The sequence below is a fragment of the Mycolicibacterium sp. MU0053 genome (assembly GCF_963378095.1).
Classification (GTDB): Bacteria; Actinomycetota; Actinomycetes; order Mycobacteriales; family Mycobacteriaceae; genus Mycobacterium; species Mycobacterium burgundiense.
In genome coordinates, this window is record NZ_OY726397.1 from 3878804 (window position 1) to 3891652 (window position 12849).

Annotated in this window: 11 protein-coding genes; 5 read left to right on the forward strand and 6 right to left on the reverse strand. The window is 68.5% G+C overall.

Going from position 1 to position 12849, the window contains the following annotated elements; genetic code table 11:
• Positions 1 to 216: 216 nt before the first annotated feature.
• Complete coding sequence (locus tag RCP80_RS18355; protein WP_308482917.1) at positions 217 to 681, forward strand: tRNA (cytidine(34)-2'-O)-methyltransferase; 465 nt, start codon at positions 217 to 219, stop codon at positions 679 to 681.
• Between the two features lie 13 nt (positions 682 to 694).
• On the opposite strand, the gene RCP80_RS18360 is transcribed toward RCP80_RS18355, so the two are convergent.
• The 4 genes from RCP80_RS18360 to RCP80_RS18375 form a co-directional block, all read right to left on the reverse strand.
• The gene (locus RCP80_RS18360; RefSeq protein WP_308479036.1) at positions 695 to 1336 is read right to left on the reverse strand and encodes a nitroreductase family protein; all 642 of its coding nucleotides are present in this window, start codon (positions 1334 to 1336) and stop codon (positions 695 to 697) included.
• Between the two features lie 53 nt (positions 1337 to 1389).
• On the reverse strand, positions 1390 to 4686 hold the full coding sequence (locus RCP80_RS18365; protein WP_308479037.1) for an error-prone DNA polymerase: 3297 nt from the start codon (positions 4684 to 4686) through the stop codon (positions 1390 to 1392).
• Between the two features lie 41 nt (positions 4687 to 4727).
• Positions 4728 to 5618, reverse strand: coding sequence for a universal stress protein (locus RCP80_RS18370; protein WP_308479038.1), 891 nt, complete (start codon positions 5616 to 5618; stop codon positions 4728 to 4730).
• Positions 5619 to 5732: 114 nt separating this feature from the next.
• On the reverse strand, positions 5733 to 7220 hold the full coding sequence (locus RCP80_RS18375; protein ID WP_308479039.1) for a bifunctional aminoglycoside phosphotransferase/ATP-binding protein: 1488 nt from the start codon (positions 7218 to 7220) through the stop codon (positions 5733 to 5735).
• A gap of 127 nt (positions 7221 to 7347) precedes the next feature.
• On the opposite strand from RCP80_RS18375, the gene RCP80_RS18380 reads away from it, so the two are divergent.
• On the forward strand, positions 7348 to 8334 hold the full coding sequence (locus tag RCP80_RS18380) for an Acg family FMN-binding oxidoreductase (RefSeq protein WP_373693544.1): 987 nt from the start codon (positions 7348 to 7350) through the stop codon (positions 8332 to 8334).
• A 13-nt stretch (positions 8335 to 8347) separates the two neighbouring features.
• Here RCP80_RS18380 and RCP80_RS18385 read toward each other — a convergent pair whose 3' ends face one another.
• Both RCP80_RS18385 and RCP80_RS18390 read right to left on the reverse strand, forming a co-directional pair.
• The gene (locus RCP80_RS18385) at positions 8348 to 9889 is read right to left on the reverse strand and encodes an APC family permease (protein WP_308479041.1); all 1542 of its coding nucleotides are present in this window, start codon (positions 9887 to 9889) and stop codon (positions 8348 to 8350) included.
• Entirely contained in the window at positions 9886 to 10773 is an 888-nt protein-coding gene (locus RCP80_RS18390; protein ID WP_308479042.1) for a universal stress protein, read from the reverse strand. The genes RCP80_RS18385 and RCP80_RS18390 overlap by 4 nt, the downstream gene beginning before the upstream one ends.
• Before the next feature lie 76 nt (positions 10774 to 10849).
• Here RCP80_RS18390 and RCP80_RS18395 point away from each other — a divergent pair, with 76 nt between their 5' ends.
• The 3 genes from RCP80_RS18395 to RCP80_RS18405 are packed head-to-tail and all read left to right on the forward strand — an operon-like array spanning position 10850 to position 12748.
• The gene (locus tag RCP80_RS18395) at positions 10850 to 11125 is read left to right on the forward strand and encodes a hypothetical protein (protein WP_308479043.1); all 276 of its coding nucleotides are present in this window, start codon (positions 10850 to 10852) and stop codon (positions 11123 to 11125) included.
• A 48-nt stretch (positions 11126 to 11173) separates the two neighbouring features.
• Positions 11174 to 12046, forward strand: coding sequence for an acyl-CoA thioesterase (locus RCP80_RS18400; RefSeq protein ID WP_308479044.1), 873 nt, complete (start codon positions 11174 to 11176; stop codon positions 12044 to 12046).
• The gene (locus RCP80_RS18405; RefSeq protein ID WP_308479045.1) at positions 12047 to 12748 is read left to right on the forward strand and encodes a histidine phosphatase family protein; all 702 of its coding nucleotides are present in this window, start codon (positions 12047 to 12049) and stop codon (positions 12746 to 12748) included. It begins immediately after the preceding gene.
• Positions 12749 to 12849: the final 101 nt, after the last annotated feature.

Sequence of the window (12849 nt, forward strand, 5' to 3'; positions counted from 1 at the left end):
GTTATTCAGTGTTTCCGCCTTCATCAGACTTCCTGCTCATTTCGACCCGTCGCGGTGTTCGACGGGCGTAATTCGCACGGCAATTGGTGAAGTATGACAGTCCTCACCAGGGTGTTCCAATGTTCTTACTGAACGAACAGACTACGGCGGCCGCCGCGGCCGTCCGGACGCACAATGCCGAGCAAACTTCCACCCAGCACCGAAGGGACGCCAGAGATGTTCGCGCTGCTGTTCTACTCACCGCGGATTGCGCCCAATACCGGGAACGCGATCCGCATGGTCGCGGGCACCGGCGCCGAACTGCATCTGGTCGAGCCTTTGGGCTTTGACCTGTCCGAACCCAAGCTGCGGCGGGCCGGGTTGGACTACCACGACCTGGCGTCGGTGACCGTGCACGCGTCGTTGGCGGCGGCCTGGGAGGTGCTGATGCCGGCGCGGGTTTTCGCGTTCACGGCCCACGCCGAGACATCGTTTGTTGATGTTAGCTATCGATCAGGCGACGTCTTGATGTTCGGTCCGGAACCCACCGGTTTGGATGCGCAGACGTTGGCCGATCCGCACATCACCGGTACGGTCCGGATTCCGATGTTGGCCGGGCGGCGGTCGTTGAACCTGTCGAACGCCGCCGCCGTCGCGGTGTACGAGGCGTGGCGTCAGAACGGCTTTCCGGGCGCGGTATAGCGGCGCCGTCGGGTCACCAGGTGTCCCAGTGCGTCAACTGCTCGGCGGGCAACCGCTTGGCCTGCTTGAACTCGGTGCCCTTGGTGTAGGCGATCGGGAACAGCCCGCCCTGGGAGTACTGCTCGAACGGAATCCCGAGTAGGTCGGCCGCCTGCTTCTCGCCGTCGCCGATCAGGTGCAGCGTGGTCCAGGCCGAACCGAGGCCCCGGGACCGCAACGCCAGCATGAAACTCCACACCGCGGGCAACAACGAACCCCAGAACGAGGCGCTCATCCCGGCGGGCGCGCCGTCGGCACGGCCTTCCAGGCACGGGATCAGCAATACCGGCGCCTTCTCGAAATTCTCGTTGAGGTACTTGGCCGAGCTCTGCACCGCATCGAGTTGCTGGTCCCGGATGTCGCCGCGCTCGGGCTTGGGCAGGTCCAGATACGGGGTCGCATTGGCCCGGTAGATGTCGGCCAGCGCCTTCTTCTTGGCGGGGTCCTCGACAAACATCCACTGCCAGCCCTGCGCGTTGGAGCCGGTCGGGGCCTGCAGCGCCAACTCCAGGCACTCCATGATCACCTCGCGGGGCACCGGCTTGTCGAAGTCCAGCCGCTTGCGGACGGAGCGCGTGGTGGTCAGGACTTCATCGACAGACAGGTTCAAGGACATGACATCGAGAGTAGTGGTCGCCGCTGCGTCGACACCGCCGAACGGTTCATGGCTCAGCGGAAGTCCCGCGAACGCGAACCGATCTTCATGTCGATGGGTTCCATCCGGTCGGCGACGACGGTGACGGCGCCGCTGGCGTTCTGCACGATGCCGCGGATCACCAGGGCCGAGGCGGTCTGGGCCAGTTTGCGGTACCGCGACCAGACCCCCGGCGAGCACAGGATGTTGACCATCCCCGTCTCGTCCTCGAGGTTGAGGAACGTCACCCCCTGTGCGGTCGCCGGCCGCTGCCGGTGGGTCACCGCGCCGGCCACCAGCAGCCGGGTGCCGTCCGCCACCGCCAGCAACTGCGCGCAGGGCAGCACCCCGCGCGCATCGAGGTCGGCGCGCAGAAATTGGATCGGGTAGCTGTCCGGCGAGATGCCGGTGGCCCACACATCGGCGGCCGCCAACTCCAGCGCGCTCATCCCGGGCAGGGCCGGGACATGCGAGGACGTCCCCACCCCGGGCAGCCGGTCCGGCCGTTCGGCGGCCGCGGCCCCGGCCGCCCACAGCGCCTCGCGCCGGGTGATCCCGAAGCAGCCCAGCGCCCCGGCCGTCGCCAGCGCCTCGGTCTGCGGCACCGACAGCGGAACCCGCCCGGTGAGATCCACCAGTGAGCGGAACGGGCCGCCCCGGTTTCGCTCGTCCACCAGGCGCTGCGCCAACTCCGCACCGATGTTGCGCACCGCCCCCAGCCCGAGGCGCACCTCGCTGCCGGCGTTCTCGAGCGTCGCGTACGCCAGGCTGGCGTTGACGCACGCGCCGTGCACCAGCACCCCGTGCCGACGGGCATCGGCGACCAACGACTGCGGCGAGTAGAACCCCATCGGCTGGGCGCGCAGCAGCGCCGCGCAGAACGCCGCCGGGTGATGCAGTTTGAACCACGACGAGTAGAACACCAGCGACGCGAAGCTCAACGAGTGGCTCTCGGGGAACCCGAAATTGGCGAAGGCCTCCAGCTTCTCGTAGATCCGGTCGGCCAATGTCCCGGTGATGCCGTGCAAGTCACGCATGCCGTCGTAGAAGCGCCCACGCAGCCGGCGCATCTTCTCGGTGGAGCGTTTGGAACCCATGGCCCGGCGCAGCTGATCGGCCTCGGCGGGGGTGAACCCCGCACAGTCCACGGCCAGCTGCATCAACTGCTCCTGAAACAGCGGCACCCCAAGGGTTTTGCGCAGCGCGGGTTCCATGGAGGGGTGGTCGTAGGTGACCGGCTCCAGACCGTTGCGGCGGCTGATGTAGGGGTGCACCGACCCGCCCTGGATGGGTCCGGGCCGGATCAGCGCCACCTCGACCACCAGGTCGTAGAAGATCCGCGGCTTGAGCCGGGGCAGGGTGGCCATCTGCGCGCGGGATTCCACCTGGAACACGCCGACGGAATCGGCGCGCTGCAGCATCTCGTAGACGCCCGGGTCGGTCAGGTCCAGTTTGGCCAGGTCCACCTCGATGCCCTTGTGTTCGGCCAACAGATCGATGGCATAGTGCAGCGCGGAGAGCATGCCCAGGCCCAACAGGTCGAACTTCACCAGCCCGATGGCCGCGCAGTCGTCCTTGTCCCATTGCAGCACACTGCGGTTCGCCATCCGCGCCCACTCCACCGGGCACACATCGGCGATCGGCCGGTCACAGATGACCATCCCGCCGGAGTGGATGCCCAGGTGTCGCGGCAGGTTCTTGATCTCGGTGGCCAGCTCGACCACCTGCGACGGGATTCCGGCCACCTCCGGCGCCTCGACCAGACCGTTCCACCGGCTGATCTGCTTGCTCCAGGCGTCCTGCTGACCCTGCGAGAAACCCAGGGCGCGAGCCATGTCCCGGATGGCACTGCGGCTGCGGTAGGTGATGACGTTGGCGACCTGTGCCGCGTAGTCGCGACCATAGCGGTCGTAGACGTACTGGATCACCCGCTCGCGCAGGTCTGATTCGATGTCGATGTCGATGTCGGGCGGACCGTCCCGGACCGGTGACAGGAAGCGCTCGAAGAGCAGATCGTTGGCAATGGGATCGACCGCGGTGATGCCCAGGGCGTAGCAGACCGCGGAGTTGGCGGCCGATCCCCTGCCCTGGCACAGGATGTTGTTGTCCCGACAGAACCGGGTGATGTCGTGCACCACGAGGAAGTAGCCCGGGAACTTCAACTCCTCGATCACGGCCAGCTCGTGTTCGATCTGGGCATAGGCGCGCGGGGACCGCCCCGGCGGCCCGTACCGGTCGGCGGCACCCGTCAGCACCAGCTCGCGCAGCCAGCTGTCCTCGGTGTGGCGGTCCGGAACCTCGAAGGGCGGCAGCTGCGGGGCGATCAACTGCAGCCCGAAGGCGCACTGCTCGCCCAATTCCGCTGCGGCGCTGACGACTCCGGGAAACGGCGCGAACAACCGGGCCATCTCCTCCCCCGAGCGCAGATGCGCACCGCCCAGCGGGGCCAACCAGCCGGCGGCCTCATCGAGGGACTGCCGCGCGCGGATGGCGCCCATCGCCATGGCCAGCCGGCCGCGGGACGGCTCGGCGAAATGCGCGCCGGTGGTCGCCACCACCGAAACGCCGAACCGGTGCGCGATCGACGCCAGGGCCGCGTTGGTCTCATCCTCACCCGGGTGACCATGACGGGTCAGTTCGACACTGACCCGCTCTGGCCCGAACCGGTCCACCAGATCGGCCAGCGCGACCGCCGCCGCCTCCGGGCCCCCTTCGGAGAAGGCCTGGCGGACATGGCCTTTCCGACATCCGGTGAGGATATGCCAGTGCCCACCGGCGGCCTCGGTCAGCGCGTCGAAATCGTAGTGCGGCTTCCCCTTCTCGCCCCCGGCCAGGTGTGCGGCCGACAGCTGCCGGGACAACCTGCGGTACCCCTCGGGCCCGCGGGCGAGGACCAACAGATGCGGGCCGGGCGGATCCGGTGTATCGGTGCGGGCGACGTTGCCCAGCGACAACTCCGCCCCGAACACCGTGCGCACATCGAGCTCGGCAGCGGCCTCCGCGAACCGCACCACCCCGTAGAGGCCGTCGTGGTCGGTGAGGGCAATGGCCCGCAGATCCAGCCGTGCCGCCTCCTCGACGAGCTCTTCCGGAGTGCTGGCGCCGTCGAGGAAGCTGTAGGCCGAATGCGCGTGCAGTTCGGCGTAGGGCACCGTCGAGCGGCGCGCCGGCGGACCGTCCGGACGCTGGTAGTCCGCCCGCTTACGGGTCCAGGCCGGACTGTCGCCGCCGTCGCGGACGGGTTCGGTCAGCGGCAGGCCGGAGCGGCGCGGCTTGCCATTGAGCACCCGCTCCATCTCGGACCAGCTCGGCGGCCCGTTGCTCCAACCCACCCCCGCAGTCTATCGAACATCTGTTCGATGGACTGTCTCGGTCAGGGCTTGCGGGCCACGATCACCGGCATGCGCGCCGCCTGGGCGATCGAGTTGGCCACCGAGCCCAGCAGCATCCCGGTGAAGCCACCCCGGCCGTGGCTGCCGACCACCAGCAGTTGGGCGGATTCGGACTGCTTGAGCAGCGCCTTGGCGGGCCGGCCCCACTCCACCACCCGGCGGACGGTGACATCGGGATAGCGTTCCTGCCAGCCGGCCAACCGCTCGCTGAGAATGACGTGGGCGCGTTCCTCCAGCGTCTCGTAATCCACGCCGGGGATCTCGATCACATCGGCGTCGCTGACCGCGTGGAACGCCACCAGGTCGACGCCCCGGCGCGACGCGGCATCGAAAGCGATCGCGGTGGCCAGTTCCGAGGCCGGCGAGCCGTCGATCCCGACGACGACCGGCGCCTGCGACGGGTGCTCCATCAACGGATCCTCGTCGTGGATGACCGCCACCGGACAGTGCGCGTGCCGCACCACATTGGAGCTGACCGAACCGAGCAGCCCACGGGCCAGCGCCCCGCGGCCGCGACTGCCCACCACCACCAGGTCGGCCTGGGCGGACAGTTCGATCAGCACCGACTGCGACGGACCCGTCGGCATCTCGGTGCGGACCTCGAGGCCGCCGGCGTCCTTGGCGGCCTCCTGAGCCAGAGCGGTTGCCGCGCTCAGGATTTCGCGGCCCTGTTCCTCCTGCCACTGGGAGTAGCTCGGCGGCATCGCCACCTCGGGCCACATCATCATCACCGGCGGGCTGAGCACATACACGAGCGTGAGCGGCACCCGGCGGGAGGCCGCCTCCCGCGCGGCCCAGTCGACCGCCACGTTTGCCGACGGCGATCCGTCGACACCGACCAGAATGCCTCGATGAGTCGTGGGCGCGGACATGTCTTTCCCTTCCACCTGCAGGTCCCGTCGACCGGCGTTGCCACCGACGTTAGCCGCCGCGGGGACCACAGGTAAGGGCACCAAGTCCTCGGCCCCGGGTCCTCGGACCCGCGATCAGGGCGCTTGCCGCCAGATTTCCTCGGCCTGTGCCACCGACTCGGCCGGCGGGCGGTCCGTGGCAATGCGATGGGCGCCGGCCCAGGCGTCGCCGACGGCCCGTTCCTCGATTCCGCGCGCGATCTCGGGGGTGGCGTCCGAGGTGCTGTTGCGGCGCTGGGCGATCCGGTTCTGCGCCTCGGCCAGCGCGGCGCTGCACTCCATCTCCAGCAGCACGGCGTGGGCGTTGTCCGCCAACTCGCGCGCGTGTTCGCGCTGCGCCGGGTCACGCCAGGTGGCGTCGAGAATCACCGACTCGCCCGCCGCCAGCACGCTGTGCGCGCGCCGCAGCACCACCTTGTACACCATGGCCACGTTCTCCGGGGCGTACAGACCGGCATCGAGTTCACCGGGCGCACCGGCGATGACGTCGTCGCGCTCGAGGTCCCGGCGGACATCGTCGGTCGAGATCACCCGCGCGCCGACGCGTTCGGCCAGCGCTCGGGCCAACGTGGTCTTGCCCGTGCCGGGCCCGCCGCCGACGAGGGTCAGGCGCGGAACCGCGGCCCGCAGATGCGCCAGGGCGAGGTCGAGGTGGCGCGCGGCGTCGGCGGCGGCCTCGGGGTGGCCCTGCGCATGCCGGATGCAGTCCACCTTGGCCCGCACCCCGGCCCGGTAGGCGATGTAGAAGTGGCGCAGCGACTGCGGGGCCTCGTCGGCGGCACACCCGCAGTAGCGGTCCAGGTACGCCTCGGCGAGGTCGGGCCGGCCCAGGAACTCCAGGTCCATCGCCAGGAAGGCCGCATCGTCGAGGCCGTCGACATAGCGCAACCGGTCGTCGAAGTCCATGCAGTCAAGCAGATTCGGATACCCGTCGACGCAGAAGATGTCGTCGGCGAGCAGATCGCCGTGCCCGTCGACGATGCGGCGCAGCGAGATCCGGTCGGCGAACAGCACCGCCCGGCCGCGGATGTATCGGTGCGCCAACTCCTTGATCTGGCGGACCGCCGCCGCGGAGGCCACCGCGCCGGTGAACTTCTCGAGTTCGGCGAGATTGTCGTCCCACCGGCCCTTGATGGCCAGCACCCGGGCCTGCGCGTCGATCTCCCGGCCGCGGCGAGCGCTGCGGTGGAAGTCGGCCAGCACCACCGCGACCCGTTCGACCTCCGCGCGCACCGTCTCGAGGTCGGCGGCCACCCGCGTGCTCAGTCGGACCGCATCGGGATAGCGGTTCATCACCAGCACCGGTTCGCGGTCGTCGGGGCCGGGCCCGTCCAGTTGCGCAATACCAAGGTAGGCCTGCGGCGCCAGCCGATTGTTGAGTTCCAGTTCGCGGGTCAGGGCATGCTCGCGCGCGTCGCGCGTGCTGAAGTCCAGAAAGTCGGTGACCACGGGCCGCTTGGCCTTGTAGGCACGCTCGCCCACCAGAATCACCACACCGGTGTGTGTTTCGCGCACCTGGGCGTAGGGCTGACCGTCGGCGTGCGCATCGAAATCCCGGGGCATACCTCGATACTGCCCATCCGCCGCTGGGTTGGCTAGTTACGTCGGCCCCGCCCGGGGTGACCAATGACCCTGTTGCACCACGTCGGCTCGGGCGATGATGGACGCCAGCGAATGGGAAGGGTGGTAGATCATGTCCCGGGCAATCCTCGACGCCGAGGTGATCAAGCAGGCCGTGACGGTGGCCGCGCGGGCGCCGTCGCTGCACAACAGTCAACCCTGGACGTGGGTGGCCGACGGTCCCGAGCTGCAGCTGTTCGGCGACCGCAGCCGGATCCTGCGCTCGGCCGACAGCTCCGGCCGCGAGGCCCTGATCAGTTGCGGGGCGCAACTGGATCACCTGCGGATCGCGATGGCCGCCGCGGGGTGGCAGTCGTTCGTGGACCGGTTTCCCAACCCGAACAACCTCGGCCATCTCGCCTCGGTCGACTTCCAACGCAGCGAATTCGTCACCGACGCGACCCGGGCGCGGGCCAACGCCATTCTGCGGCGCCGCACCGACCGGCTGCCGTTCGAGGCGCCCGCCGATTGGGACATCCTCGCGCCGGTGCTGCATGAGTTGGTCGACTCCGACGTCGTGCATCTCGATGTGATCGACGACGCGCTGCGACCAGAACTCGCCGAGGCATCCCGGTTGAACGAGGCGCTGCGCCGCCACGACCCGGAATACATGTCCGAACTCGATTGGTGGACAGCACCGTTCGAACTCGACGAGGGAATTCCGCGCAGCGCACTGAACTCGGTGGCCGAAGCCGACCGGGTCGACATCAACCGCGCTTTTCCCGTCGACGGCCACCATGAGCGCCGGGTGGCCACCGGAGCGGATCAGGCCAAGATCCTGGTGCTGACCACGCCCGATGACAGCCGCAAGGATGCGTTGCTGGCCGGCGAGGCGCTGTCGACGGTGCTGCTGGAATGCACCGCGGTGGGGTTGGCGACCTGCACCGTGACACATCTGACCGAAACGGAGTCCGGGCGGGCGGCCATCGGCTCGCTCCTGGGCAAGCCGCGCTGCCCGCAGGCGCTGATCCGGGTGGGCCGGGCACCGGCACTCGAGCATCCGCCGGCCCCCACCCCCCGCCGCGCGCTGAGCGACATCCTGAAGTTCCGGCGCTAGCGATCGGCCGCGGTCACACCTCGAGTGGTTCCTGAGGTGCCGGGGTGCCGCGCGCCAGGGTGCGGCCCTCGAAGAACGCCGGGCTGCGCATGCGCATCACCAGCATCAGCACCACACCGAAACCGAGGATGCCGAAGCCCATGAAGAACACCAGACCAATCCCGGCGAAGGCCGCCCCGCTGCCGTTCTCCGGGTCCATGCTCTCTTTGATCGAGATGATGAAGACCGCGGCCAGCATCAGCCCACCCAGCAGCGGGAACAGCAGCTTGAACACGAAATTGCGTGCGCTGGTGAATAATTCGCGGCGGAAGTACCAGATGCAGGCGAATGCGGTGATCCCGTAGTACCAGCAGATCATGATGCCCAGCGCCGCGATGGTGTCCAGCAACGTGGATTCGGACAGCACGCTGACCGCGGTGTAGAAGACGGCGGTGACCACCCCGGCCACCACGGTGGCGAAGACCGGCGCCAGGTGTCGCGGGTGCACCTCGGCGAACTTCGCCGGGAACGCGCCGTAGGCGCCCATCGCCAGCATCGCCCGGGCCACCGGCAGGAACGTGGTCTGCAGGCTGGCCACCGAGGAGGCGAACACCGCGGCGAACAACAACAGCCCGCCCCAGGGCCCGAGCACCGGCGCGGCCAGCACCCCGAAGACGTTGTCGGCGTTGTCCTGGTTGCCCAGTCCCATGCCGGTCTCCCCGACGCCGGCGTACATCATCACCGCGACCGCGACCAGCAGGTAGGTCAACAGGATCGAGATCACACACAACAGGCCCGCCCGCCCGGGCGTCTTGGTGGGATCCTTGGATTCCTCGCCCAGCGTCAGGCAGGTGTCCCACCCCCAGAACGCGAAGATCGAGCCCGTGACGCCGATGACGAACGCGCCCAACGCCAAACCGGAGAACGGGTTGAACCAATCCAGGTCGAAGGCCAGGCCCGCCGGTGCGTCACCGAGGTTGACATGGCTGATCGCGATGACCGCGAACGCGATCAGCACCACCATCTGAAATCCGACCAGCACGTACTGCACGCGCTCGCTGGTGGTGATCCCCCGGCTGGCGATCAGGGTGGCCAACGCCAGCAGGGCCACCGTGGTGAGGATGTTGATCAGCTTGTTGTCGGCCAACTCGGCGATGCCGGGTTGGTTGAACAACTGCGCGATGAACAGGTACAGGAACTCCACGGCGATCGCGGCCAGGTTCGACAGCACGATGATGGTGGCGATCACCATGCCCCAGCCGCACATCCAGCCCACGTAGGGGCCAAATGCCTTGGTGGACCAGGTGAACGAGGCCCCACAGTCCGGTGCCCGGGAGTTCAGTTCGCGGTATGCGTAGGCGGTCAGGAACATCGGGATGAAGCCGGCGATGAAGATGGCCGGCATCTTGAGTCCGACGGCCGCGACGATCAGCCCGATGCTGGCGGTCAGGGTGTACCCAGGAGCCACGCACGAGATGCCCAGGACCGCGCCGGCGAGCGTGCCGACCTTGCCCTCGGCCAATCCCTTGGCGACCAGGCCGGTGCGCTCCTCTGCGGCCTTCAACGGATCGGTCATGGCAGGTCCTCGTCACTGAGTTGGTCGCGGGGGATGACGATCATCGGAACGTCGAGCACGCGCAGCATCTTGGCTGCGGTGGAACCGAGGAACAGTCGGCGCGGGGCGCTGAGCCGACTGGAGCCCACCATGATGACGTCGCCGTCGTGCCAGGTGAGCTGCGCGACCGCGGCCTCGACCGAGGCTCCCTGCAACACGCTCGAGGTCACCGGAAAGCCCTTGGGCAGCTCTGCTTTGGCCATGTCGAGGGTCCGCAACGCGTGCCGGACCGCATGTTCGCGAGCGGCGTCGTCGTCGCCACGCAGCATCCCGAACACCGGGTCGAGCGCCACCAGCGACACCAACCGTAACGGCACGTCGGCCGCCGCGCTCAGGCGCACCGCGTAGTCGAGCAGGAGGTCGGCACCGGCGCGTTCGCCGATCGCGCAGGTGACCCCGCGGATCCGGTCGACCCGGGATTCGCGCAAACCGCGCGGCGCGACGGCGACCGGCACGGGTGCGGAGTAGAGCAATTCGTTGACCACCGAGCCCAGCGAGCGGTTGCCCGCGATGCCGCCGCCCGACCCGCCGACCACCAGGAGATCCGCCTCGAGGCGGACGACTTCGTTGATCAGTCCCTCGGCGAACGAGTCCGCGAAGTTGCGGTGGCCGTGGGCAATGATCCCCATCGGCACCTCGGCAAGCGCGTCGGCGATCCACGCGTCGGTGCTCTCTGCGACGAGCTTCTCGTAGCTCGCGGGCGCGCCGCCCAGGGCGGGCAGTTTGGCCGGCGGGAGGATGAGGCAGATCTCGAGTTGGGCGACCAAGCTGCGGGCGAGCCGGCCGCCCAGCGCCAGCGCGTCCGCCCCGCCCGGGGTGGCCAGGTATCCGACGACCAGTTTCATGAGCGAATCCTGACAACGTGGCGCCGTCGATATCGGCAGTTCGCCGAAATTGCCGTCCGGATATCGACGGTGTGCGATGCTGCCGACAGTGGGAAGGGAGACCATGCTGGACGAGCTTCGTCGGGTGCTCAATTTCCGGGTCAGTGTCGAGCAATTGATCGAATTGGCGCTGTGGCTGGCCATTCCCTATCTGCTGGCCGGTGTCGTGTTCACCTTCTTCAACGCCGAAGCCGTGGACCGCTACCAGGCCCGGCTCGAGACCCAGCTGCCCGCCGGGGCCAACCTGCTGGCGTTCGGCCACACCACCGCGATGTGGCCGGTGCTGCTGGTCGCGCCCGACGTCTGTCGTTAGGCCGACCCGGCTGCCCCGGCCGCGACCGGGCATGGCTACATAGAGGTCGTGCCGCAGCAACTGAAGAACGTGTTGGACCTGTGCCGGGTCGAGGACCTCGGAGATGACGCCTTTCTGGGCGCGCAGCCCGACGATGACCGCAAGCGGGTGCGCGTCTACGGCGGTCAGGTCGCAGCACAGGCGATCGCGGCCGCGGCCCGCACCACCGCGCGTCGGCCGCACAGCATGCACCTGTCGTTTCTGCGCCCCGGCAACACCGAGATCCCGGTGCGCTACGACGTGGTGTCGCTGCGCGAGGGCCGGACGTTCTCCACCCGGCGGGTGACCGCCAGCCAGGACGGCACCGTGGTGATGGAGGCGCAGGTGTCGTTCATCATCGACATCGACGGCGACGAGTACCAGCAACCGATGCCCGCGGTGCCCGAACCCGAAGCGCTGGTCCCCCTCGACGAACAGCTGCGGACCCACCTGCCGGCCGACGATGAGTACCTGGAAATGGTGCGCTTTCGCATCGCCGAGATGCGCTACGTCGATCCCCCGCCCCGCCTCGCCGTCGATGCGCCGCCGCCCGCGGTGGCCCAGTGCCGGACCTGGCTGCGGCTTTCCGAACAGCCGCCGGCCGAGTTGGTCGACGACCCGCTGCTGGCCACCTGTCTACTGGCCTACATCAGCGACTGGGCCATCCTTGACGCGGTTCAGATCGCCATCGGCAAGACCTGGCAAGACCTGGAACACATGGCGTCGCTGGATCACGCGATGTGGTGGCATCGGCCGGTCGACTTCACCGACTGGCTGCTCTATGAACAGCGGAGCGGCACCGTCACCGGCGGCGTCGGTCTGGGTACTGGCGCAATCTACAACCGTGACGGCACGTTGGTCTGTACGGTGACCCAGGAGGGCTTCGTGGGAAGGCGACTCTAGATGCCACACGCCGGGCTGCTCGGGGGAAAAGCACTGGCCGCGCTGTTCGCGGTCACGGTGGTGGGTGCGTGCAGCTCGGGTCCACCGCCCCCGCCGTCGATCACGCTGACCCTGGTCCGGCACGCCGAGTCCGAGGGCAACATATCGGGCGTCATCGACACCTCGGTGCCCGGCCCGGGTCTCACACCCGAGGGCAAGCAGCAGGCCGAAGACCTCGCGGATGAGTTGCGCGGCAAGGACTTCGACGGAATCTACGCATCGAACATGGTGCGCACCGCGCAGACCGCCGCACCACTGGCCGCCGACCTCGGCGAGCAGGTCGAGGTGTTGCCGGGGCTGCGCGAGATCGAGGCGGGCTGGTTCGAGGGCAAGCCCGAGGACCAGATCGCGACGACGTATTTCCTGGCGCCGGTGCAATGGCTCGAGGGGAATATGGACGCGGCCGTTCCCGGCTCGGTCAGCGGCAAGGAGTTCAACGACCGGTTCACCGGCGCGGTGCAGGAGATCTACGCCAGCGGGGACAAGAATCCGGTGGCGGTCGCGCACGCCGGGTCGATCATGCTGTGGACCCTGTTGAACACGGTGAACTCCCGGGAAAGCCTGCTGCAGACCCGCCCGCTGCCCAACACCGCGATCGTGGTCCTCGAGGGCAACCCGATCACCGGGTGGCGCCTGGTGAGCTGGGACGGCCTCACCCTTTAGCGCGAGCGGGCGTGTCCCCGGCCGACACGCCGTCAAATTCCCGTGGTTTGCGCACCTTCGCCATCCCCAATCTTGTCAAGATTGGTTGACACGAGGGGTCC